The 23,406-nt window shown below is 68.8% G+C and carries 21 protein-coding genes; 11 read left to right on the forward strand and 10 right to left on the reverse strand.

What is annotated here, in order from left to right; translation table 11 throughout:
* The first annotated feature begins 68 nt into the window (after nucleotides 1-68).
* From G4D83_RS34370 to G4D83_RS34385, 4 genes are all read left to right on the forward strand, one after another.
* Nucleotides 69-1,508 carry a hypothetical protein gene (locus G4D83_RS34370; protein ID WP_240356936.1) on the forward strand — a complete coding sequence of 480 codons (1,440 nt, stop codon included), beginning with the start codon at nucleotides 69-71 and terminating at the stop codon, nucleotides 1,506-1,508.
* Complete coding sequence (locus G4D83_RS34375; protein WP_240356938.1) at nucleotides 1,498-2,184, forward strand: hypothetical protein; 687 nt, start codon at nucleotides 1,498-1,500, stop codon at nucleotides 2,182-2,184. The genes G4D83_RS34370 and G4D83_RS34375 overlap by 11 nt, the downstream gene beginning before the upstream one ends.
* A 9-nt stretch (nucleotides 2,185-2,193) precedes the next feature.
* Nucleotides 2,194-3,744 carry a hypothetical protein gene (locus tag G4D83_RS34380; protein WP_163869115.1) on the forward strand — a complete coding sequence of 517 codons (1,551 nt, stop codon included), beginning with the start codon at nucleotides 2,194-2,196 and terminating at the stop codon, nucleotides 3,742-3,744.
* Nucleotides 3,745-3,859: 115 nt separating this feature from the next.
* Nucleotides 3,860-4,951: a M35 family metallo-endopeptidase gene (locus tag G4D83_RS34385; protein ID WP_163869116.1), complete on the forward strand. Its 1,092-nt coding sequence runs from the start codon at nucleotides 3,860-3,862 to the stop codon at nucleotides 4,949-4,951.
* Here the strand turns inward: G4D83_RS34385 and G4D83_RS34390 are convergent.
* Nucleotides 4,939-6,009 carry a serine hydrolase domain-containing protein gene (locus tag G4D83_RS34390; protein ID WP_163869117.1) on the reverse strand — a complete coding sequence of 357 codons (1,071 nt, stop codon included), beginning with the start codon at nucleotides 6,007-6,009 and terminating at the stop codon, nucleotides 4,939-4,941. The two genes, G4D83_RS34385 and G4D83_RS34390, sit on opposite strands and share 13 nt — an antisense overlap.
* A gap of 108 nt (nucleotides 6,010-6,117) precedes the next feature.
* Between G4D83_RS34390 and G4D83_RS34395 the strand changes: the two genes are divergently transcribed.
* The gene (locus G4D83_RS34395) at nucleotides 6,118-6,684 is read left to right on the forward strand and encodes a hypothetical protein (RefSeq protein ID WP_163869118.1); all 567 of its coding nucleotides are present in this window, start codon (nucleotides 6,118-6,120) and stop codon (nucleotides 6,682-6,684) included.
* Nucleotides 6,685-6,748: 64 nt separating this feature from the next.
* Here G4D83_RS34395 and G4D83_RS34400 read toward each other — a convergent pair whose 3' ends face one another.
* Nucleotides 6,749-7,231, reverse strand: a complete 483-nt coding sequence (locus tag G4D83_RS34400; RefSeq protein ID WP_240356940.1) for a hypothetical protein — start codon at nucleotides 7,229-7,231, stop codon at nucleotides 6,749-6,751.
* Nucleotides 7,232-7,255: 24 nt separating this feature from the next.
* On the reverse strand, nucleotides 7,256-7,753 hold the full coding sequence (locus tag G4D83_RS34405) for a LysR substrate-binding domain-containing protein (protein WP_275902408.1): 498 nt from the start codon (nucleotides 7,751-7,753) through the stop codon (nucleotides 7,256-7,258).
* Nucleotides 7,754-7,773: 20 nt separating this feature from the next.
* Here G4D83_RS34405 and G4D83_RS34410 point away from each other — a divergent pair, with 20 nt between their 5' ends.
* From G4D83_RS34410 to G4D83_RS34420, 3 genes are all read left to right on the forward strand, one after another.
* A complete protein-coding gene (locus G4D83_RS34410) occupies nucleotides 7,774-8,490 on the forward strand; it encodes an SDR family NAD(P)-dependent oxidoreductase (protein ID WP_240356942.1) in 717 nt (238 codons plus the stop codon).
* Between the two features lie 141 nt (nucleotides 8,491-8,631).
* Complete coding sequence (locus G4D83_RS34415) at nucleotides 8,632-10,158, forward strand: PKD domain-containing protein (RefSeq protein ID WP_163869121.1); 1,527 nt, start codon at nucleotides 8,632-8,634, stop codon at nucleotides 10,156-10,158.
* Nucleotides 10,159-10,249: 91 nt separating this feature from the next.
* A complete protein-coding gene (locus tag G4D83_RS34420) occupies nucleotides 10,250-10,516 on the forward strand; it encodes a hypothetical protein (RefSeq protein ID WP_163869122.1) in 267 nt (88 codons plus the stop codon).
* A 61-nt stretch (nucleotides 10,517-10,577) separates the two neighbouring features.
* Here G4D83_RS34420 and G4D83_RS34425 read toward each other — a convergent pair whose 3' ends face one another.
* The 6 genes from G4D83_RS34425 to cqsA all read right to left on the reverse strand — a co-directional run bounded on the left by G4D83_RS34425 (nucleotide 10,578) and on the right by cqsA (nucleotide 21,294).
* Nucleotides 10,578-12,215 (reverse strand): cell wall anchor protein, encoded by a 1,638-nt coding sequence (locus tag G4D83_RS34425; RefSeq protein ID WP_240356944.1) that lies wholly within the window; start codon nucleotides 12,213-12,215, stop codon nucleotides 10,578-10,580.
* 192 nt (nucleotides 12,216-12,407) lie between these two features.
* On the reverse strand, nucleotides 12,408-14,090 hold the full coding sequence (locus tag G4D83_RS34430; RefSeq protein WP_163869123.1) for a carbohydrate-binding protein: 1,683 nt from the start codon (nucleotides 14,088-14,090) through the stop codon (nucleotides 12,408-12,410).
* A 133-nt stretch (nucleotides 14,091-14,223) separates the two neighbouring features.
* The gene (locus G4D83_RS34435) at nucleotides 14,224-15,210 is read right to left on the reverse strand and encodes a methyltransferase (protein WP_163869124.1); all 987 of its coding nucleotides are present in this window, start codon (nucleotides 15,208-15,210) and stop codon (nucleotides 14,224-14,226) included.
* Between the two features lie 280 nt (nucleotides 15,211-15,490).
* A complete protein-coding gene (locus tag G4D83_RS34440) occupies nucleotides 15,491-19,051 on the reverse strand; it encodes a PepSY domain-containing protein (protein WP_163869125.1) in 3,561 nt (1,186 codons plus the stop codon).
* Between the two features lie 254 nt (nucleotides 19,052-19,305).
* Nucleotides 19,306-19,905, reverse strand: coding sequence for a TetR/AcrR family transcriptional regulator (locus tag G4D83_RS34445; RefSeq protein ID WP_163869126.1), 600 nt, complete (start codon nucleotides 19,903-19,905; stop codon nucleotides 19,306-19,308).
* A gap of 147 nt (nucleotides 19,906-20,052) precedes the next feature.
* Nucleotides 20,053-21,294 (reverse strand): alpha-hydroxyketone-type quorum-sensing autoinducer synthase, encoded by a 1,242-nt coding sequence (gene cqsA, locus G4D83_RS34450; protein WP_205522790.1) that lies wholly within the window; start codon nucleotides 21,292-21,294, stop codon nucleotides 20,053-20,055.
* Between the two features lie 157 nt (nucleotides 21,295-21,451).
* Here cqsA and G4D83_RS34455 point away from each other — a divergent pair, with 157 nt between their 5' ends.
* Nucleotides 21,452-21,817: an ArsR/SmtB family transcription factor gene (locus G4D83_RS34455; protein WP_163869128.1), complete on the forward strand. Its 366-nt coding sequence runs from the start codon at nucleotides 21,452-21,454 to the stop codon at nucleotides 21,815-21,817.
* On the forward strand, nucleotides 21,814-22,305 hold the full coding sequence (locus G4D83_RS34460) for an SRPBCC family protein (RefSeq protein ID WP_163869129.1): 492 nt from the start codon (nucleotides 21,814-21,816) through the stop codon (nucleotides 22,303-22,305). Before G4D83_RS34455 ends, G4D83_RS34460 begins: the two co-directional genes overlap by 4 nt.
* Here the strand turns inward: G4D83_RS34460 and G4D83_RS34465 are convergent.
* A complete protein-coding gene (locus G4D83_RS34465) occupies nucleotides 22,277-22,720 on the reverse strand; it encodes a DUF4345 domain-containing protein (protein WP_163869130.1) in 444 nt (147 codons plus the stop codon). The genes G4D83_RS34460 and G4D83_RS34465 overlap by 29 nt on opposite strands.
* Nucleotides 22,721-22,781: 61 nt before the next feature.
* On the opposite strand from G4D83_RS34465, the gene G4D83_RS34470 reads away from it, so the two are divergent.
* Nucleotides 22,782-23,387, forward strand: coding sequence for a TetR/AcrR family transcriptional regulator (locus G4D83_RS34470; RefSeq protein WP_163869131.1), 606 nt, complete (start codon nucleotides 22,782-22,784; stop codon nucleotides 23,385-23,387).
* The last annotated feature ends 19 nt before the right edge of the window (nucleotides 23,388-23,406 follow it).

Here is a 23,406-nt window from a genome sequence, read left to right on the forward strand (position 1 = left end):
TAGGCTGCCACGGCGCTTGAATCAGTGCCGCAACCTTTTCGCGCAGGGGCTGTTGGTGTGTCCAGCCCATGTTCGATACCCCGCCTCCCCGAGCGCCCCTCGGGCTTCGACGACTGTTGTTGGCCGCCGCCCTCTGCCTGTCCGGAGTGGCCCAGGCCAAACCCCCGGCGGCGGGCGTGTTGTGCGCCACGTATCCCACCGCGCCCACCTGCGTCGGCCGTCAGCCCGCCTGCACGCATTGTCACTCCTCCCCGCCCCAGCGGAACGTCTTCGGCACCTCGCTGGAGCCCCACCTGGCGCCCGGCGCGGCCCGCCCCCTGTCGGACGGTGACTTCGCCGCCGCCCTCCCCGCCGCGCTCCGGGCCGTGGAGGCGGAGGACGCCGACGGTGACGGCGCCGCCAACCTGGACGAACTGCTGCGAGGCACCCTGCCCGCCGACCCCACCAGCACGCCCGGGACTCCGGTGGGCTGCGGCGGCGCGGGCTCCAATCCGGGCTACGACGTGTGTGGCCACGACGCGCGCTTCACCTACCGCCGCGTGCTGCTGGATTTCTGTGGCCAGTCGCCCACGTACGCGCAGCTCCAGGAGTTCACCGCGCTGAGCTCGGACGCACGGCTCGCGCGGTTGGACTCGGAGCTGGACCGCTGCACGCGGAGCGAGTTCTGGCGCGGCAAGGACGGGCAGCTCTGGAAGCTGGCGCACCCGAAAATCCGGCCCGTGGGCTCCGTGAAGGCGGGCGAGAACGCCGGGCCCATTCCGCTCGCGGACTATGACGACGACTACGCCCTCTATTCCTACGCGCAGTTGGACGAGCACGACGCGCGGGAGGTGATGACGGCCCGCTACTACGTGCGACGCGAGACGAACCCCACGCGCTACACGCAGGTGGCGTCACTGCCTTCCCAGTCCGTCGTCGAGTCGCGCCGCGCGGGCAACCTCACCTCCGCGTGGAGCCTGGTCACCTTCGTGATGTTCACCGCGCTGCCACGCAACGCCGCGGCGCAGAGCTACCGCGCGTACCTGGGGCTGGATATCGCCCTCCAGGAAGGCCTTCACAGCGTGCCGGGCGAGCCCCGGGACTACGACGCCAAGGGCGTGCGCGAGCCCGCGTGCGCGGCCTGCCACGCGACGTTGGACCCGCTGAGCTATCCCTTCCGCAACTACCAGGGCATCGCGGGCGCCACCTCCGCCACCTACGTGCCGAACCGCCTGGAGCGCTTCTTCTCCGACGTCTCGCCCACCATCACCCAGACGCCGGAGGCGGGCTACCTCTTCGGCCAGCCGGTGAAGGACCTCCAGGAATGGGCCCGCGTCGGCGCTGACAGTGACGCCTTCGCGGTGGCCGCCGTCACCGACTACTGGAAGCTTCTGGTGGGGCACCCGCCGACGGCGGAGGAGAACGCGGAGTTCGTCGCGCTCTGGCAACGCTTCAAGGGCGAGCACCGCTACAGCGTGCAGCGCCTGCTCCATGACCTGATTCGCACGGAGGCGTACGGTGCGCCCTGACCTCGCTCGCACGTGGCTGCTGCTGCCCGGACTCCTCGCCCTCGCCGCCTGCTCGGAGCAGCCCATTGCCCGGGTGGTGGACCCGCCCCCCGTCAACGGCCAGGCCGACGCCGGCACTCCCACTCCGGATGGAGGCGTGGCGCGCTCCTCGCGCAACAACCTCCGCCGGAAGGGCCCGGAGCGGCTGAACACCGACTTCGCGGCGGCGCTCTCGCTGCCCCCCGAGCAGGTGTGCAACGAGCTGGGGCAGTACTCCTGCGCGAACAAGATTCACACCGTGACGCTGGGCGGAGTGGAGCCCTATGGCAGCGGGCTGTACGAGCCGCTGCCCGCGTCCGGAGTGACGTCCCCCATCGCCGTGGACCGGCTGGCCCTGGCCGCGTGCGCGCGCCGCGCCTCGATGGATATCGCCACGCCGACCACCGCCGTCATCTTCGCCGGCGTCGCGCTGGACGCGAGTGGCCGGCTGGCGAGCCGCGAGGGCCCGGAGGTCCGGGCCGCCATCACCACGCTCTACCAGCGCGGCCTGCTGCGCGAGCCCACCGGGGCGGAGACGACGGCGCTCGTCCAGCTCGCCACCGACGTCGAGTCCTCGGGCAGTCCCCAGCCGGGTCGCGACTGGATGACCGCGGCCTGCTTCGTCGTCCTCTCCTCCGCCGAGTCCGTCTTCTTCTGAGGAATCCCCATGTCGCTCCGCAAGGATGGCCGGCTCTCGCGCCGGGAGTTGATGAAGGCGTTGTCGATGTACGCGGCGGGCTCCGCCGTGCTCGGCCCCCTGCTGTCGGGTTGTCGGGAGGGACTCGACACACCCGCAGCCCTCGAGGAGCGCGGCGGCGTGCGCCAGTCTCGCCTGGACGGCAAGCCGCGCTTCCTCATCGTCGTGGGCGCCACGGGCGGCGCGTCCATCATCGACAGCATGCTCGCGGTGCGCGCGTCGGAGGCCGGGGCGCAGGCGGACAAGCTCAACACCTTCCCGGATGCGCAGGTGCTCGGCGTGGACGGCTCGCCGTTCCGAGCGGTGAAGGTGAGCAGCCCCCGGCTGGGCAGCATCCCCGTGCCGGTGAACACGGACCAGCTCCCCTTCGTGCGCAAGCACAAGGACTCCATGCTGGTCGCCACCACCGTGGGCACGTCGGTGAACCACGCCATCGCCCAGAAGCGCAGCCTCACGGGCAACGCCGCGTGGCGCGGGCGCACGCTCCAGGAATGCGTCGCCCTCCAGTACGGCGCGGACTTCCCCATCCCCAACGTCAACATGGGTGTGAGCGGTTACGCCGAGCGCGGCACGGATGCCTCCCTCCCCGCGCACTGCTACGGCGAGGTGGTGACGGACCCCTCGTTCTGGCCGCTGGGGCTCGACGGAAGCAAGGGCCTCAAGGACCTGCCGGACCGCGACGTGCTCGCGCGGGCTCGCCAGACGCGTGACACGCTCGACGCCCGCTCCGTCTTCGGACAGACGTTCGAGAACGCGCCCGCGCTGATGCGCTGGAACGAGCAACGCGGCGTGGGCCAGCCCGCGCTGGAGGCTCGGGACCTCATCGGCCGCCTCAACCTGCTGCCGAACCTGCCCCCGCGAATCCCCCTGAACGAGTACGGCCTCTCCAACTCCCCCGACGCCGTGCGCGTGCGCGCCGCCTTCCCGAACTACTTCACGGACCCGGTGGAGGGGCAGGCGGCGCTGGCCTTCCTCCTGCTCAAGTACCGGGTGTCGGTGACGGTGACGCTCGGCCCGTCCTTCAACGTCGTGGTGGGGGGCGAGGACGGCATCGCGAACCCGCCGCTCGCCTTCGACATCAGCCACAACGACCACCGCTCCGGACAGGCCTTCATGTGGGCGCGCGTCCTGGGTGTCGTGGACAAGCTCATCGACCTGCTCAAGTCGGAGCCCTTCGACGAGGCCACGGGTGAGAGCTTGTGGGACCGCTCGCTCGTCTATGTGGCGACGGACTTCGGGCGCACGCGCAACCGGACCGCGGGGGCCACGGCGTTCGGCTCCGGCCATGACCTCAACAACGGCGTCCTGCTGCTGTCGCCCCGCCTCCACGGCAACACGGTGCTGGGCGGTGTCGACCCGCTCACCACGCTCACCTACGGCTTCGATGCACGCACTGGCGCTCCGCAGCCCGGCAAGGTGACGTCCAACGAGCCCGACATCTTCTCCGGCGTCCTGACCGCCATGGGCGTGGACACCTCGGGCAGCGGCCTGCCCGATGCGAGCGCCTTCGTGCGGTCCTGAGCAGGAGCATGCCCCTCCAGGCTCCTGGCATGGATTCTTCTCATCCCTAAATCCAGTCCCCCGGAACGAGCCAGGTGCCTTCCGGTGGGCGGTTTCAGACTGAAGAGGAGTCCGCATGCGTCAGCGTCTGGGGAGTTTCGGAAAGGGGTGTGAAGCCCTCGCCGTGGTGGTGCTCCTCGCCGGATGCGGCTCGCCACCCGAAGACACCCCTCCTGACACCGACACGAGCCAGCGCCCCTCTCCCGGCAGTGTGTCGGCGGTCCTGGTGGCGAATCGGACCACGTTCGTCGCGAGCGAAGACGTGACGGTCTCCGTCACCCTCACCAACACGTCCACCCGGCCGGTGCGTCTGCTCCAGTGGAAGACGCCTGGCACGGGCTACAAGGAAGACCGCCTCCGCGTGACGCGCGACGGGCAGCCCGCCGGGTACATCGGCGCGCACTACAAGCGCCCCGCACCGACGCAAGAGGACCTGGTCACGCTCGCCCCCGGCGAGAGCCTGACGGGGGACGTCACCGTCTCCGAGGACTACGACCTCACCACCACGGGCACCTATACCTTCCGCTATCTGCTGGACCCACGGCGGGATGGCGAGCTGGCGGGCTTCGCGTCCAACTCCGTGAGCCTGTTCATCGAGGGGCGCAAGAGCCGCCGCGAGGAGGAGGCACCACGGCGCAAGACCTTCGCGAGCGCACTCACCTTCGAGGGTTGCTCCCAGGAGCAGCAACACGCGGTCTCCGACGCGGTGAGGAATGGCCAGGACCAGGCGAGCGCCGCCCACGCCTATCTGGGCACGCACAAGACGCCCGCGCTCTCCACGCGCTACCTGACGCTCTTCGGCCTCTATTCGCCGGCGAACTGGAACAAGGCGACGGACCACTTCCTCGCAATCAGGGACGCATTCCAGACACGGGCCATCACGGTGGACTGCGCCTGTGACAGCTCCGCGTACGCCTACGTGTACAAGAACCAGCCGTACACGATTCATGTCTGCAGGGCGTTCTGGCCGGCGCCCGCGACGGGGCAGGATTCCAAGGCCGGCACCCTGCTCCATGAGATGAGCCACTTCACCGCCGTCGCGGACACGCATGACCACGCCTACGGGCGGGTCAACGCACTGGCCATGGCGCTCACCCAGCCGCTGCTCGCGCTCACCAACGCGGACACGCTCGAGTACTTCGCGGAGAACCAGCCCTACCTCCCGTGAGCAGGGCGGGCCTCGGTTGTCGTCTCCGTGAGCAGGCGGGAGAGGAGCGCGAAGCCAGGGGCCTCCAGGGGCACGCGTCCTCGGAGCGCGGCGAACAGGGACCAGCCGTGGTTCGAGAGCAGGACGACGCCCGCGTCCACGGAGGGAGCGAGGCCGAGGAAGCCGACGTAGCCGCCCATCACCGACGAGCACCACGCCACGGTGTGTCCACGAAGCTGGGAGATGGACCAGCCGAGCCCCATGCGCGCGGGGCCGCCCTCGGTGCGAGGACTCCACGTCGACTTCAAGGGACGTGAGAGGGATTCGTCGGCGCGGCCGAGGCTCGCGTCGAGGAAGCGCAGCAGGTCTGGCACCGTGGAGTGGAGGGCGCCCGCTCCAGGAAGCGCGGGGAAGGTCCAGGCGGGAACGGGCCGGCCGCGCGCGGTGTGTCCCGCGAGGAGGCGCGGGGCCAATTCGTCCGTCACGCGTGCCGAGGTGTCGCTGAGCTTCAGGGGCGTGAAGAGTCCATCTCGAAGCGCGTGTCCGTAGTTGAGCCCGGCGCGACGGGAGAGCGCATGGCCCAGGACGCCCATGCCGAGCAGGGACTCGGAGACGGGACGCGGTGGTGGGAGTTGGGGGTGGTACGTGCGGAGGAAGTCACCGAAGAGGTTGGCGGAATAGTGGCCGAACGGGTCTTCGGGATTGCGAGGGCCCGCATCCAGATTGGGCGGCAGGTGGGGCATGCCGGAGGTGTGCGTGGCGAGCTGCTCCAGGGTGATCCGGCCCGCGTCCGCATCGGGGAGGAGCGCGCGGGGAATCACCTCTGAGAGCGGCATGTCGCGCCGTGCCTTGCCTTGCTCCACCAGGAGGCCGAGCAGGGCGCCGGTGAAGACATGGGTGAGTCCACCCAGGGAGAACAAGGCGTTTTCGGGAGGCGGTGCGCCCTTCCCCCTGAAGACCTGGACGTGATGCTCGCCGCGTGAAGTCAGGCCCGCGCAGAGCGAAGCCGAGCGATAGCTCCGCACATAGCGGCGGGTCTCATCCTGGAGCAGCGTGGCGAGGGGCGGAGTGGAGCTCACGGCGTACCCTCTACACCATGGTGGACACGGGCCGCGCGAGGGTTGTCACTTCCGGGTTGCCTGGACGCTCCGACGCCTCCAGGGTCCGCGTCCGAGGAGGAAGCACACATGCCGGCTGGACTTGCAGCGGATGGGACGTATGCGGCGGGAGCCCGTCGCACCTTCGACATGACGGCCGAAGAGGCGTGGCGGAACTGGGCGGACGCGAGGGGCCTGGGGCGATGGCTCTCACCCGCGAAGGCGACGCTCAATGAGGGAGACCTGACCACGCTCAACGACGGCACGGACGTCGTCGTGATTCGCGCGAGGCCCCCGACGCTGCTTCGCATCCGACTGAATCGCCTCGAGTGGACACGCCCGAGGACCGCGCAGCTCCGCGTCCTCCCGGCGGCGCGAGGAGTCACTGTCGCCCTTCACGCGGAGGCACTCCCCGACGCGACGACTCGCGCGGACTACATCCAGCGCTGGACGAAGGCGCTGACCAGCGGAGCCACGGCTCCCGCGAAGAAGGCCACCTCCGCGAAGGCGAAGAACACGTCCCCGCGGAAGGTCGCGGCGAAGAAGACCTCCACGGCGAAGACCGCTGCGAAGAAGGCCACGACGGCGAAGAAGTCCTCCACCCGGAAGCCACCGGTGAAGCGGCCCTCTGCACGAAAGAAGTCCGCCACGCGATAGCGCCGGACCTCCAGTCCGACGCACCCCTGGAGCCGGTGGTGACACCTACTCCTTGACGAAGCGCTCACCCTCCAGCCGGAACAGCGCGCCGACAGGTGCATCCCTTCAGGCCCCGGTCAGACGGCAGTCCTCCCACCGCCACGGCCCACAGGCCGTTGTACTTCACCACGCCAAGCCCCCCACCATGCTCGAGCGCCCGACGGGTCCGCTCCGTGTGAGGCACCCGCGTCTTCAACACCTCCGCATGTGCCTCGAAGCCCCGCTCCTTCGCGAACGCCGCGAACTGGGTCATCGCGTCCTGCGGGTCCGTGCGGTCAAAGAGGAAGCGCGAATCGAACTCGCGGTCATACGCCTTGCCCGCCGCCTCCGCGTCACGTCCGACGAGCCGCAGGTCCCACTGCTCCGGGTCCTTCTTGCGCGGCGACGTGGGCGCCTCATCGTGACGCCAGTACCGCCCCAGCCCGGGGTCGAGGATGACGAGGATGCCTTCAGGCAGGTCGACTTCTCCCAGGTCGAAAGCAGCGGATGCGGAGGTGCGGGGGGCCATGGACAAACCCTACCGGATTCACGCTCACCGTCGGGCCGCCAGCTCAGCGACTTCCCGCTTGGGCCGGAACGGCGCGAACAGCTCCACCACCGTCCAGTCCACGAACGCGCGGAGCTTGGCGCTCATGTGCCGGTTCTGCGGATAGACGATGTAGAGGGGGAACGGCGCCCCCTGCCACTCCGCCAGGACTTGAACCAGCGCCCCGCTGTCGAGATGCGGCCGGGCCACGAAGGCGGGAAGCTGCGACGAGCCCAGCCCCGCCAGCACCGCCGACAAGTGCGCGGTGCTCTCGTTGACGGCCACGCTGGAGCGTCCCATCACATCGATGCGCTCTCCCTCCCGAGGCAGGAAGGACAGCGGAATGAGCCGCCCCGTCCTCGTGGAGAAATAGCTCACGATATCGTGGCCCTCCTGGAGGTCCGTGGGGTGCATTGGCGTGCCCTTGCGCTTCAGATACCCGGGCGTGGCCCCGGGCTCGCGGCGATTATTACTCGACTGGAAACAGTCCTGTCCCGAGCACAAGGAAGAATCTCGAAGGCAGGGTGGCCCTCATCACCGGCGGCTCACGCGGTCTGGGCGCGGCCATCGCCCGGGCCCTGGCGGATGAAGGCGCCTCCCTCGCCATCAGCTACGCCTCCTCCGAAGCGAAGGCCCTGGCCCTCGTCGAGGAGCTGAAGGCGCGCGGAGTCCGCGCCGAGGCCCTGAAGGCCGACCCTCAACAGGTGGAGGCCCTGGTCAACGAGGTCGCCCGGCGCTTCGGCCGCCTGGACGTGCTCGTCAACAACGCGGGCATCTTCCACACCGGCGTCGTCGGAGACCCGTCCACGGATATCGAGGCGCTCGACCGCCAGTTCTCCGTCAACGTCCACGGCGTCGTCGCCGCCGTCCGCTCCGCGGTGCCGCTCCTGCGTGAAGGCGGACGCAGCATCTCCATCGGCTCCGGCGTCGCCAGCCACGCGCCCTTCGCGGGACTGGGTGACTACGCCGCCACCAAGGCCGCCATCGCCGCGTACACCCGGGGCTGGGCTCGCGACCTGGGCCCGCGTGGCATCACCGTCAACCTCATCCAGCCCGGCCCCATCGACACCGACATGAACCTGGCCACGGGCGCCAGCGCCCCGGTGCGGATGGCGGGCACCGCGCTCGGCCGCTACGGACAGCCCGAGGAGATTGCCGCCGCCGTCGCCTTCCTCGCCAGCCCCGGCGCCTCCTTCGTCACCGGCGCCACCCTGGATGTGGACGGCGGCTTCAACGCCTGAGCCCGCGAGGGCTTATGCTCCGTGAGTACATTTGCAACAAAGTAGCACGCCAATCCCTTGCAAAAACAAGGGATTGAAGATTTCCCTTAACACCATGTTCAACCCATCCAATCCTGGGAGCCCCTCCTCGAAAGGACTCCCATGCATTGGAACTCCCGCCCCCTCCTCGCCGCGGTGCTGTCCTTGCTGGCCCTGCCTGCCTGGGCGCAGGTGACGAACGTCGCGCTCGGAAAGGCATCCTCGGCGTCCTCGGTGCACGCCAACGGCTATCCCACACAGTATGGACACGCGAAGGCGTTCAACGGCATCCTCACCGGCGATGACCGGTGGGCCTCCGCCGCGGCGCCCGGAGCGACGACTCCCGAGTGGCTGGAGGTGGACCTGCAGGAGGTCCATCGCATCGACAGCCTCACGCTGCACTCCGGTCGCGACACCTCCGTGGGACAGCAGATGCTCGACTTCGACATCCAGCATCGGCTCGCCGCCACGGACAGCTTCCAGACCATTGCCGGCACCTCCATCACCAACAACACCCTTCCCACCTGGACGCTGACGCTCGCCCAGCCCGTGCAGACGCGCTACGTGCGCCTGCAGTGCAAGCGCGCGTCGACCGACGGCCTGTGCCGGGTGCGAGAGCTGGAGGTGCGGGGTGTCAGCCTCGCCAACCAGCCGCCCACCGCGTTCGCGGGCCACGACAATGCCGTCGTCCTGCCCACCCACTCAATCCAGCTCACGGGCACGGCGAGTGACCCGGACGGCACCATCACCAGCATCCTCTGGCAGCAGGCCTTCGGCCCCACGCCGGCCACGCTGACGGGAGCGACGACGCGGACCTTGAGCGTCAGCGGCCTGACGGCGGGCACGTACATCTTCCGCCTCACCGTCACCGACAACAACGGCGCCACCGCGTCGGACACCGTGAGCGTCACGGCGCATCCGAGCACCGCGCCGGTGGACCCGCGCGCGGGCAAGATTCACGTCTGGCCTCGCGGCGGCCGCTACGACACCGCCGTCTTCCTCCCGATTGAGTACGGCGCGCTTCCAGGGAAGAAGTATCCCCTGGTCGTCTCGCTGCACGGCCGGGGCGGCAGCACCCTCAGCGCGGACCACACCCAGGTGCTCGGCAACCCGGAGGGCTTCATCCGCCAGCTCATCCCCGGCAAGCCCCTGGTCAACTCCTACCCCGCCGTCGTCATCGCGCCCCACGCCCCCAACATCGGCGCGCCGTATGACAGCTACTGGCACGTGGACCTCACCCACACCCTGGTGCAGCAGGCCATCAGCCTCTACAACATCGACCCGGACCGCGTGACGATGACGGGCCTGTCCTGGGGCGGCGCGGCGGTGAATGACCAGTTCGTGAAGTACCGGAGCACCTACGCGGGCGGCATGCCGCTGGCCTACACCACGCCCAGCCCCAACCCCATCTGCCTCCTGGAGGACTTCCCCCTCTGGGCCGCGGGCAACTCGGGCGACGGGGTGTTCAACGCCTGGCGGTGGACCAACCCCACCAACGGCCTGGTGATGCAGGTCCAGGCGTGCCCCGGCTACACCGGCGAGCTCCAAGTCACGGTGATGCCTGGAAGCGCGCACAGCGGCTGGGATGAGTTCTGGAGCCGGCCCGACGCACAGACCTGGCTCGTGAGCCAGGTGCGCCAGACGCCCTGATGTCGTCGGCTGTCACACGACGAAGCGGGCCTCCGACGTGTCATCTCTCCGTGTTAGTCTTTGCGTCTCCCATCACGAAAGGCTGGTCATCATGAAGCTGTGGCTCGCAATCTCCCTGAGTGCGGCGGTGAGTCTGGGCGTGGTGATTCCCCCCGTGGCCCTGGCGCGCTCCACGGCGCCGGAGCCGGAGGTCGCGGACTATGACGGTCCCTGCTTCCTGGAGCTCGTCTGCGACAACGGCTCGGTGCTGCGCTGCAACGGGAGCTGGGAGTGCAACTACCAGTCGGACTCCCCCGGCAGCCCGGGCTGGATTCGCTGCGACGGCGCCGGCCAGGGCTGTGGCGGCACGGACTGGTAGGCAATGACACCTCCAGGTGTCCCCGGACGAAGCCCGCTCCGGGGACACCTGGCTTCAACGCCTACTGACGCAGGACGCGCTTGAGCTTGAAGGGCGAGGGGCTCTCGCTCATCGTGTAATAGCTCGCGCCGCTCGGGTCGTACTCAATCGCCTCGCCCTGTCCTTCCACCGTGTCCGTCAGGGTGACGGGCGCCGCGGCGAAGGCCGTCTCGAAGGCCGCCCCTGGCGCCGCGCGGAACTCGTAGACAGCCTTGTACGTGCGCAGGATGAAGCGGTTGGAGCACGGGTGGATGCTCGCGGACGTGGTGTAGGACCAGTTCGGCTGGTCGGGCACCACGGGCAACTGGAGGTTGGACACGAAGATGAGCGTGGACTGGACGCCCGGCGCCGGCAGCGGATTGGGCATCTTGTAGACCTTGCTCAACCCCGTGCCGGACTTGGTGATGACGTAGATGTCGGCGGTGGCCGGGTGCACCATGATGGCCTCGGCGTCCTTGCCGCCATCCGGGTACACGAAGGGGAACTTCTCCGACGTCAAATCCCCGCTCGTCTGGCCCGCGCCGATGTTGGGCTCGGGGATGCGGTAGACGAAGAACGTGTTCGGGGGAATCGGCAGGCTCGCGCTCGAGCGGCCAATGTCTCCCATGTAGATGCAGGAGCCGGTGGGGCACGGCCCGGTGGCCACGTCCTCCCAGTCCTGCGGCGTCACGCCGGCCACCTTGAACGAGCCCAGCGTCGCCGCGTTGGTGGTGCTGATGGCGACGATGTCGTTGACGTCCTCGTTGTGGACGTAGATGGCGCCCGGGGTGACGCGGCTGGCGGCCAGGCCCGAGGGCTCGACGATGAGCGGCGCCGACACGTTGCCCATCAGCGTCCACGCCGGAGCGAAGGTGTCACCCACGGTGCACGTGGGCGCGTCCGCGGCCCGGAGCGCCACCGCCTGCGCGGTGTTGGTGTTGGGCAGCGTCGACACGCCGTTGAACGCGGGCTGCGCGCCCGCCGCCCCCAGCTCCTTCCACGCCATGTCGAAGAGGATGCCCCGGTCCGACGACTGCAAGCACGCCTCGAAGGCCTCGGTGAACCCCGTGGGAGGCGTCAGCGGATTGGTGGGGCACGTGGCTCCCGCCCACAGCTGCGTGCCGAACCACACCGCCAGCCCGTTGGCCGAAGTCGTGGTGATGGCCGGGCTGTCCATGGTGGCCAGGTTGCCGTTCTTCTGGCCGCTGTGCGCGTCGATGGGGTGGGTGGGATTCGCGCCGGAGAACGCGGAGATGCTGCCGGCGAGGTAGTAGGACGCGTCGAAGGTGAACGCATAGCTCGCCGGCTCCGAAGTCCCGGCGACCTTGTAGAAGACCCACGTCTTGATTTGGGACGCGCTCTGGTCCGAGCGCAGGAACGTCCAGCCCGCGGGTGGCGTCGCCACCGCCGCCACGTTGTTGCGATTGCTCAGGCGCGCCAGCAACACGTCACCCGCGACGGTGCCCGCCGGCTTGTTGAGGGTCAAAGACGCGGCGCCCTTGACCCACGCCGTCGTGCTCGCCCGGTGGCTCACCGTGGACACCGACTGCCGGGCCTCGCCCACCACCGCCGAGCCGCTCTCCGGGGACTCGGACTCCAGCGGCCCGCAGCCTCCCAGCGCCAGCAATGAGACGGATACAACCCAGCATGAAACACCCTGACTGAATACCTTCAATGTCATCCAAATCTCCTGATGAGCTGCTCGGCGAGGATGCTCGCCTTTGAGCCCGCTATCTCAGGAAATGGGAAAAGAAGGGAGAGACAGGCTGAGAAAAACAGACGGCTCAACACCGCGTGTCAGCCATTGCTGAAAACTTCCATGACAACCACCCGAGCGGAGGTGCGTGATTCCGCCCGGGTGGTTCAAGGCACGCTACGGCGCGACGTCGAGGAGGCCCACGCCGCGCTGAGCCCACTCGGTGCCGGGCGCGGTGCGCAGGTCATCCACGGGCAGGGGCAGGTGTTCCCACTGCGCGGTGTTGGCCGGAGGGGGCTTGTTGGTGTTCTGCGCCTTCGCCCGGTAGAGCTGCCCGTCGTGCATCACCAGCGCCCCCGCCGCGTACGTCATGTCCGGTGAGTTGGGCGCCAGGGTCGCCTTGGCCGTCCAGCGCTCCAACTGGCGCGTCGCGGTGCCGGCGGGCAGGCCCGTGTTGACGAACGTGAGCGCGGTGACGGCGCCATTCACGTTGCCGGTGGCCGTCACCGAGCCCACCGTGCCGCCGCCGCCCGTCAGGCCGGAGATGAGCCTGCGGCCGCCCTCCCACCGGTTCTCCTTCAGGGTGATGGGCGAGGTAATCGTCCCCGCCTTGCTGAGCACGACGCCCGGGTCCGTGGCCGTCGGATAGACGCTCTGGTAGCCGAAGTCGAGCCCCCGGAAGGCGTTGCGCTCCCAGTTGAACTTCGCCCCCGCGCCCGAAGTGCCGCCGAACCAGATGCCCAGGGACAACGTGTCGGCGAAGTAGTTGTCGGTGAACTCGACGTTGAGCGGAAGGTCCCCGGCCTCCGCCTGCGCGAAGAAGTTGAGCAGCGCACCCGCGCCGCCGAGGAAGACGTTGTGGTGGAAGCGGATGGTGCCGCCGCGCACCTGCGCCTGGGAGTTGTTGTCCTGGTACATGGAGAAGGCCGCTCGCCAGTCGATGGCGCCATACGCGAAGACGTTGTGGTGCACCTCCGTGCCGTCGCCCAGGTTCTGAATCTGGAGGGACTCGGTGCCCGTGCGCACCAGCCGGTTGTTGTAGACCTTCAGGTTGGAGCCCAGCGGAGTCGGCGCGCCCTGCGTGGAGCCGAAGTAGATGGCCTCGCTGGCGGTGTCGTGGATGTAGAGGTCGTGCAGCTTGATGTCGTTGATGGGCGACACCGTGCCGTCGCCGTTGGGGGAGCGGGTGATGCGCAGGCCCGCGAAGCCCGCGCGGGTGATTTCCAGGTACTCCAGCTCGAAGCTGTGCGCGCCACCGATGCCCAGCCCCATGTGGCCGCCATTCAGGAAGATGTCGTCACTGAGGATGCCGTAGCGCTCTCGCGACGTCGCATACGCGCCGCAGCGGTGGCCCGGGAAGTCCGCGTGGCCGGTGCCCGAGTCCGCGTCATACCGGCCGGTAAGCACCCAGTTGGAGCCCCCGCCCATGGACCAGATGTAGCCCTGGGTGCTGCCCGGGTTGGGCCGGATGACCACCTGGCCCCCCGTGTTGGTGATGACCAGCGGGCGGCTCGCGGGGCGGTTGGGCAGGTTGCCCAGGTTGATGAGCGTGTATCTCCCCGCGGGGATGTAGAGCCTGTCCAACGTGCTCCAGTTCGTGGACGGGAAGCGCGCCTGCACATCCGGGATGTACATCTCCCCGTTCGCGCTGGGCCCGGGCAGCGTGAGCGTGTTGCCGGGCGCGCCGAAGCGGCCGAAGGGCTCGCACGCGGCCAGGGCGCCACCGTCCGTGGGCCCCGTCCCGCCGTCGCCGCCCGCGTCCGTCTGGCTTTCGTCGGGACCCGCGCCCTCGGGTGAGTCACCCGAGCACGCCGAGGCGAAACAAGCGATGAGGCACAGGACGGAGAGACTCCGAATCATGGTGCGGCTCCCGAAGGGAAGGAGCCTTGAAGCCTAGCGTGATTTTCGCGAGGGCTCCGCGCGACTCGTGCGCGGAGCCTCGGGTCGTCTCTTGTCACACAGTGGCATATTCAACGAAATAGCGGACTTGGCCTCAGGCCACCTTGCCCACCAGGATGGAGTACGGGCTGTGGGTGGGGATGATGCGGTCCAGCTTGAAGCCGCCCTCGGCGAACAGGGCGTCGTACTGCACTTGCGTGCGCTCGCGTCCGCCGGCGAGGGACAGCATGACCAGGTCCATCACCAGTGCGGGGTGCAGCTCCGGGCCCTCGGGCAGCATCATCTCCAGCACGAGCAGCTCCGCGTGGGCCGGGGCCACCTGGCGAATCTGCCGGAGGATGGAGATGGCCTGCGGGTCCGCCCAGTCGTGGACGATGTTGCTGAGGATGTACGCGTCGGCGCGAGGCAGCGGCCCCACGAAGAAGTCTCCTCCCTGCTTCTTCATGCGCGGATGCTGAAGGGAGTTCTCCACGACATGCGGCTGGTCGAACAGCGTGCCCTGGGAGCGAGGCGTGGCGTCGAGCACCGCCGACAGGATGTGGCCCCGACCTCCGGCGATGTCGGCGATGTGCTCGTAGCGGTGGAACTCCATCGCCTGGAGCACCGCGTTGATGGCCATGTGCGACTTGCCTGTCATCGCCGCGTCGAAGACGCGCGCATCCTCCGGATGGGCCTGCAGGTACGGCCAGAGCCCCCCTGGCGTCACGGAATCGCAAGCCGTCTGGCCCGTCCGCGCGGACACGCCCAGCGCCCCGGCCGAACGCCAGTTGATGTCGTCCCCGAACATCATCACCAGCGACTTCAGCGACTGCGGGTGACCACTCTTCAGGTGCTCCGAGTAGTCGTTGTGGGCCCAGCCGCCCCCACGCCGCTCGAACACGCCATGCGCCGCCAAGAGCCGCATCATCCGGTGCAGCGAGTCGGCATGCGCTCCCGTGGCCCGCGCCAGCTCCTCGCTGCTCATGGGTGTATTGCCCAGGACATCCGCCACCCCCAACTGCGCGATGAGGTGCAGGCACCGGGGGGCGAAGTATCCGGTGCTGAGATTGAAGATGAACGCCGGGGCTGGAAGCTGTTGCATGCGCGCTCCTGGTCAGCAGGCTTGAATTGCCTGCAAAGTGAAATTCTACCTGGACCTGGGAACGAACCAGCCAGACCCCGCATACCGTCTTGCTTTTAAATGAACACAACTGCTGTACCCTCCCACCGTGCAAACCCTGACGCAGCTCGCCATGGCCTGACGGCATGGGTCGGCGACTTCGCCCTGGAGGGCATGACCCGGGAGGGCTGGGTAGTAAAGGACGACACCGCCAGCCCTGACGCGTGCGGCGCGACAGGGCTGGCGGCCTGGACGGTAGGGATTAGCGCGCGGCGCGCGTGCGTCCCTGGGTGGGCTGGGGCCTGGCCGGGCTGGACGCGACGGCCGCCGCCACGCCGAAGACGACGTCGTCGTTGTCGTCATAGAGGCCGAAGGTGCAGCTCGACGCGGGGCTGGAGGCTTCCACGAACTGCGCCCGGAGGGCGTGCCGACCCGCGGTGCCGCCCACCGTGAAGGTGTGGCTGAACGTTCGCGCGCCGCGGCCCGTGCACGTCAGGCCGGAGGCGAGCGACGTCCACGTGGGGAGGCCGGACACGGTGGGGGCGTAGTACAGGTTCAGCCGGTCCGTGGCGTCGTAGCACCACACCGTCACGTCCACCTTGACCTGCTTGCCCGGGGTGATGGGTCCCCCGTCCACGCTCTTGAGGACGACGCGGTCGATGCTCTCGTCAAAGTGGTAGAAGCCGAAGGGGCCGTCCGGGCACCCTTCGAGCGTGTTGGGCGTGTGGGGCTCCGCCGCCAGGAACTGGCTGCCCCGGCTGTTGACCAGCGTGCCGGTGTCACAGCCGCAGCCATTGCCGCAGACGGGGGTGCGCAGCGTCGCGTCATACGTGGCCAGTGCCGGGGACGTACAGGTGCCACCGCCCGTCTGCGTGGTGAAGTCGAAGCCGGTGCTGTAGTTGCCGGCGCCGCAGGCATCCACCGCGCGGGCCCGCCAGGAGTACCGGGTGTTGGCCGTCAGCGCGGAGGACACCGTCCACGCACTGCCGGGGAGCGCGTTGGCCGACCGCACCACGTTGGAGAAGCCCGCGTCCGTGGCCACCTGCACCTCGTACGCGGTGGCGCCCGTGACGTCGCTCCAGTCGAGCGCCGGGGCCAGCGCGACATTCGTCGCCCCATTCGCCGGAGTGGACAGCGTGGGAGCCGCCGCGTGCTGACAGGTGGTGTCCGCCGTGGTGAAGCGGAAGGCGGTGCTGTACGCGCTGGTGCCGCAGCCGCTCACCGCGCGCACGCGCCAGAAGTACGGTGTGCTGGCCGTCAGCGAGGGGGACACCGTCCACGTGCTGCTGGTGAGCGCCGTGGCCGAGCGCACCACGGTGCCGAACCCCGCGTCCGTGGCCACCTGCACCTCATAGGCGGTGGCGCCCGACACGTCCGTCCAGTCGAGCACGGGGGCCAGCGCGACATTCGCCGCGCCATCCGCGGGCGTGGAGAGCGTGGCGGTGCCCGGAGGCGTACAAGGGCCGCCGGCCGTCGCGCAGACACACGCGGCGGCGGGGCCGTAGCAGGCGGTGGAGCTGGCGGGGACGACGGAGTAGCAATACTGGCGCCCGTTGGCGACCTCGGCGTCCGTGTACGTGGTGCCGGTGACGGTGGCGACGCGCACCTTGCCGAAGTCACAGCCGGCGTAGCCCTCCGTCTTCATCACCCAGTACTCGCTGGCGGCAGGCACCGTGCTCCAGCTCAGCGCCACCTGGCCATCGCTGGGGCTGGCCGTCGCGGTGGGCGCCGTCTTCGGCCCCGCCACGCAGCCGGAGTTGGTGGGCGCGGGCGTGGAGCAGGCGATGCCGTGGCGGTTGAAGGCCGCGTGGATGGCCGTCATGTGCGGCGTGCCGTCATTCAGGTTGCCGTTGTCGTCATCCGCGGCCAGCCACTGCATGTAGCCATGGCTCGCGCCGCAGCCGTCGGAGGTCCCCGCCGAGCAGTTGCAGGCGTGCCACGAGCCCACGTTGCCGCTGCCCTGGTAGAAGACCTTGTTGCCGATGATGAACGCCGTGTTGGAGTCGTAGTTGAACGGCGGCGCTTGCAAGTCGCGGGCGACCAGATCCCAAGCGGCCTGACGCACCGGCGCGGCGGCGCAGTGCACCTGCCGACCGCAGGGGCCGGAGCCGGAGGAGCAGCGCGAGCACACGAAGTTCCGCGGCGTGGCAGGCGTCTGGTTGACGTGCGCCAGGTAGTCCGCGTCGCGCACGCCGGAGCAACGCGCGTTGCACCACGTCCCGCCCGCCTGCGCCTCGTTCTGGTTGAAGCCCGTGCCGTCCGGCGTCCTGCCGCAGCCCAGGTCCGTGGTCGCGAAGAAGCCATAACCCACGCACGAGGCCTGGAGCCGGTAGATGGACGCGATGTCCGCGTAGGCCTCGCTGGAGTTGGAGAGCGCGCCGCCCGAGTCGAAGTCATCCATGCCGTGGCCCCACTCGTGGTCGAACACGGCGGCGATTTCGCCCGTGTTCCGGCACCCGCCGCCGCTGCGGTAGAAGTTGACGGTGGAGCCGTTCCAGAAGGCGTTGCACGTGCTGTTGATGTTGACGTTGGCGGTGAGCTGTCCTTTCAGCCACGTGTTTCCTGGCAGCCAGCCGCGCGCCAGCTCGGCGATGCGATTCAGCTCGTAGAAGGCCGAGCGCGAGGCCGGCGTGTTGCCCGCGCCGCCGCCGCCCGTGGCGCAGTCATGCTGACCGTTGGTGCCGCCCAGTTGGATGTTGCCAGTGGACGAACTGGTGCTCGGCGAGCCGCAGGCGTCACTGACTCGCACGTACTTGCCGGCCAGCGTCGTGGTGACGTTGCCTGAGCCATAATTGAAGACGCCGGCGCCGTCCGTGAAGTTGTCGGGCGCGGCCAGCCCCGTATTCGCCCAGGGCATGGGCGAGTCGACCTGCATCGTCCCGCACGTCGTGTTGGACGGGCAGATCTCCGTGTTGCTCAGCGGGTAGATGCCGCCCTTGATGGTGGCGTCCAGGTAGTGGTTGTCATCCTCCAGGGCAAGCACCTCGCCGGAGTGCGCGTCCACCGTCACCCTCCAGCGCTCCCCTTCCCCGGGGTTCTGGAAGCCATACGTCCACACGAGCTGGTGACGGTAGCCCTCGCCGAAGCCGGCGTCCGCGCGCGCCATCGGGGCGAACTCCAGCGTGGGCGCCTGCCACAACGCGCCCGGCGTCTCCAGGAGGCCGAAGCGCTCTCCACCCGCCGTCAGCGCCTGCTCGGGGCTCAGCGTGGGCCGCGCGGACGCGGTGACGTTGCTCCACGCCTCCGTGCCCAGGAGCACGAGGTTGCCGTGGTTGATGGTCGCCACGAGCTGGCCATGCCGGACGGGGATGCCGTCCACCTCCTGAGGCACCCGCACGTGCCAGAGCACGTCGGTCACTCGCGTGACGAGGGGCGCACCCAACTGCGACAGGTCCACGCCCAGCGCGGCCTGGTTGTCCTGGAGGAACTTGAAGAGGACGTCCGCGACGACGGCGGCGTCCACCTCCTCCGTGGAGCGGCCGAGCTGCTCCCGCAGCGTGGACAGGCTGACCGTGTTGCCCACGCCCGTCCCAGGGATGAGCGGAATGGCGCCCTGGATGGCGGTGGGCGAACCCGTGAGCGGGTCCAGGTACACGTGGAAGTCCCGCCCGTTGCGCGCGAAGAAGTCCTCCCAGACGCCCGGCCCCGCGCCCTTCAGCTTCGAGCGCGCCTCCTCCAGCGAGACATTGGAGACAGGCAGGTACAGCTCGGGCTTGAAGAACGCCTGGCTCGCCAACGAGCCAGGCTGTGAGGGCTGGAGTGCCCATGCCAGCGCGCTGCTACACAGCACGAGACAGGCTAGCCACTTCGACACAAGACGCATGCGGTCCTCCCGCGAGTCACGAATGACAGACACTCCCCCCGGGGAGCACCGCTCAATCGAGCCCGCGAGTCGTGACGAGGGACATCGCTACTTTCGGGAACTGTCGGGCCGGCCGGAACATCCCTTCCCACTCGGCGCAGGACAGCCCACGGATGAACAGTCCTCAGGACTTCCAGTCGGACGCCTCCAGATGGATGAGGAGTCATCCACCGCACTTGGAGTCGACGCTCCGCGACCTCGGGCGCGGTCCTGGCTCAGGCGGCGAAGAGCAGGCGCGAGGACTGCTTCACCCACGCGCGTCGCGTCTCCAGCGTCCTGAAGTCCAGGAGGATGAGCTGGTCGAACACGCGCGGCATCATCGACAGCAGCGACACGGAGGACCAGATTTGCGCGAGGGCCAGCCGGCGTCGGTCCTCCGTCAGGTGCTTTGTATCCGGCGCGAGCTTGCCCGACAGCGCCTCCAGGAACGCGTTGAGCTCCCGGATGGCCGCGCCGTCGTAGCGCTGGTGCACGAGCGCGTCATTCAGGTGCGCATGCGCGATGCGCGGGTAGCGCCCCACGTTGCCGATGACGTCCTCCAGCAGCGTCTCGAACGCCTCGCGGATGCCCAGGCCCTCGGCGCGCAGCCGGTCGAAGTCAGCGAGCACGTGCCCGAAGGCCTGCTCCAGCGTGGCCTCGAGCGCCTGGGCAATCAGCCTCTCCTTGCTGCGGAAGTAGTAGCTGATGGCCGCGCTGTTCACCTGCGCCTCGCGGGCAATCTCCCGGATGCCCGTGGCGTCCAGGCCATCCCGTTCGAGGCAGATGATGGTCGCTCGGAGGATGCGCTCCCGGGCGTCCTGCTCCTTGGTTCCCATTCGCGCCCAACCCTTGAAGCAGTGGGACTCCGGGCCCCGGAGGTGACGCCGGAGATTGAGTCCATGACCGACCCTGGCCGCGACAGTAGCGCAGGCGGACTCGACGGCGCTCGCGGAAGAGCGGTTCCACGGCTCGGAGCCACGCTTCTATCTGAACATCGGCGAGGCGTTCTCAGCCGCTGGGTGCCGTGCCTCGTGGCGACGAGTGGAGGCCCAGCTCGACAGGCCCACCTCGTCACGGATTTCCCGGCAGGCGTCGACGACGTGGTCCAGGTCGTCCCGCGACAGCTCGCTGTGGACGGAGAGGCGCACGAGCGAGTGCTTCACCGGCGTCGCGGGGTCGCAGAACACGGAGCCGAAGATGCCTCGCGCCTCCAGCGCGTCCTTGAGGCGCAGGGTTTGAGCCTCCAGACCGGATTGCAGCGCGAGAATCTGGGCCGCGCCGCCATCCAGGTCATAGCCCAGCGCCTCCAGGTGCCCTCGGAGATACGCGGCATTCACATGCAGCCGTTGACGACGTGCGTCCGCGTCGCGGATGAGGTCCAGCGCCGCCAACAGCGCCGCGATGTCGTGGGGCAGCACGGCGGAGCTGAAGATGGCCGGGCCTGACTTCATCTCGAAGTAGCGCTCGAAGCCGCGCATGCAGGCGACGAAGCCGGCCCGTCCGACGAAGGCCTTGGACAGGCTCGCGGTCCGGAAGTGGACGTGCTCCAGCAGCCCCTGCCCCACCACCATCCCCGCGCCGCGGGGCCCGTGCGTGCCCAGCGAGTGGGACTCGTCCACCAGCAGCACGCACCCGCACCGCGAGGAGAGCTCCGCCACGTCCGCGAGCGGGCAGACAGAACCGTTCGTGCTGTAGACCGAGTCCACCGCGACGACACCAGGGCCGGTGCGAGCCAGGCGCCTTCGCAGGTCGTCGACGTCGTTGTGACGGAAGGGAATGGCGGTGGCCCCCGCGCTCTGGATTCCCCTCCAGAGAGACATGTGCGCCATCCGGTCGATGTAGACAGGCACCTGCTCGTCCGCCAGACACTCCAGCAGGCCCACGTTCGCACAGTAACCGGACTGACACAGGATGCCTGACTCCGCGCGAAGCAGCGCGGCGAGCCGCCGCTCCAACGTGTGTCGAGAATGCGCGCCCCGCTGGAACACGCTCGACATCATCACTCCCAGACCTTCCCGCCCGACGGCGTCCACGGCGGCCTGCGCGAGACTGGGGTGCCTTGCCAGGCAGAGGTAGTCATTGCCGTTGAGCAGGATGTCCCCCGGCCCGGGAGCGGGGCCGTCGAGGATGTGTCGCGGAGACTCCCAGCGCTGCATCCGCTTCTCGTGGTCCTGGAGCTTGCGGCGCAAGAAGCCGGGGACTGGAGCGCTGACCTCCTCCGTCACGCGCTGCTCTGGTGCGTGGTCTGTCATGGCACGAGGAAGGAGTGCTCACTCCCACGACGTGACGCCGGGAGAGCCCGTCCCCTCCAAGAGCATCGAGGCGAGGCCCCGCCCACCGGACCGGGCGCACGCCTCATGACCTTGACGAATATATGCACTGATGTGTATATGCACGAACATGCAGACCGACGTCTTCCAGGTGCTCGCCGACCCGACGCGTCGGCTCATCATCCAGACCCTTCGCGAGGGCGAGCAGCAGGTCAGTGATGTCGTCGAGAAGGCCGGAATCCACCAGTCCGGTGTCTCGCGGCATCTGCGCATCCTCTCCGAGTCGGGCTTCGTCTCGATGCGACCGGATGGGCAGCGTCGCCTCTACGCCTTGCGGCCAGAGCCCTTCCGCGAGCTCGACGGGTGGCTGACCCAGTACCGGCAATTGTGGGAGGCGCGACTCGAACGCTTCGAAGCCGCGCTGGAGAAGAAGAAACAACAGACTCGTCGAGTCAAGGAAAGAGGTACGCGGGAATGAGCCACGAGAACACGTCACGCGGTCACGCGAAGGTCGTCATCGAGCGCACGTACCGGGCGAGCATCCAGGACCTCTGGGAGCTCTGGACCACGAAGGAGGGCTTTGAGTCGTGGTGGGGGCCGCAGGGCTTCCGCGCCGAGGTCCAGGAGCTCGACGCTCGTGCTGGAGGGACGCTTCGGTACGAGATGATCGCCGACTCGCCGGAGATGATTGCGGCGATGAAGGCGGCGGGCCAGCCGACTTCGCACGCGACCCGCTCCAGCTTCACCGAGGTGGTGCCCCACTCGCGGCTCGTCATCACGAACGTCATCGACTTCATTCCGGGAGTCGCGACCTACGAGAGCAGGATTGCCGTGGGCTTCTTCCCGAACGGCGACCGCGTCCGGATGGTCGTCACCACGGACGCGATGCACAGCGAGGAGTTCACGAAGATGCAGACGGAAGGCTTCACGAGCCAGCTCACGAAGCTCGACCAGCGCTTCGCCTGAAGCGCCCATCTCTCGGCTCGGATGAGGCCGTCGACGGAGCCGAGAGCAGCAGCGCCGCGCAGATGGCGCCGATCACCAGTTCGGCGACCATCGCCGCGACCAGCTCGGGCGCGGGCTCGCCATCCAGGACCAGGCTCAGGATTCGCGACACGCCATAGGACAGGTAGAGCGTCGTCGACACCACCAGCGAGGTGAAGGTCAGTCGAGTCCAGACCGCGCCGGCCATGATGACCAGTCCGCAGGCCAGCAATGCCCCGCCCGGCGCGCGCACCTCGCTCAACAGGCTGACCTGGCCGCCGAGGTCGATGCCGCTCCAGCCATGGAAGACCTTGGGGATGAACAGCAGGGGCGCGCCAATCAGGCTGCCGATGACGCCCGCGACCAGGAGCACCGTCTTCGTCCATCTGCTTTGCATTGCCGTCCTCGCTTGACACCGTGTCAATTGACTCGGCATTGATTATTCGCGACTTTACATCATGTCAAGTGAATCACCCGAGACGCGAACCCGCATCCTCGCGGCGGCGCTGCACCTGCTGGAGACCGGCCGGGGTCAGACGGTGCGGATGAGCGACATCGCGCGGAGGGCCGGGCTCAGCCGGCAGGCCGTCTATCTGCACTTCGGCACGCGGGCGGCCCTGTTGATTGCCACCACGCTCTATCTGGACGAGTTGAAGGACGTGCGCGCACGCCTTGTCCCCAGTCGCACGGCCCGCAGCGGTGTCGAGCGCCTGGACGCCTATGTCGGAGCCTGGGCCGACTACATCCCGGAGATACGAGGCGTGGCCAAGGCGCTGATGGCCATGAGCGACACCGACGAAGAGGCCGCCGAGGCCTGGCGCAAACGGATGGAGGACATGCGCGAAGGTTGCGCCGCCGCCATCGAGGCGCTCCGCGCCGATGGCACCCTTTCACCCGACTACACACCGGACGAGGCCACTGATTTGCTCTGGACGCTGCTGTCGGTGCGGAACTGGGAGCACCTGACCCTGGAGCGTGGATATGCGCAGCCGCGCTACAAGGACCTGCTGCTGCGCACCGCGCGGCGCCTCTTCGTCCGCGCTCCACGCTCCGCCGCACGCTGAGCCGCCGAGTGCGAAGTCC

Origin of the sequence: Myxococcus eversor, assembly GCF_010894455.1 — a bacterium.
GTDB classification, from domain to species: Bacteria; Myxococcota; Myxococcia; order Myxococcales; family Myxococcaceae; genus Myxococcus; species Myxococcus eversor.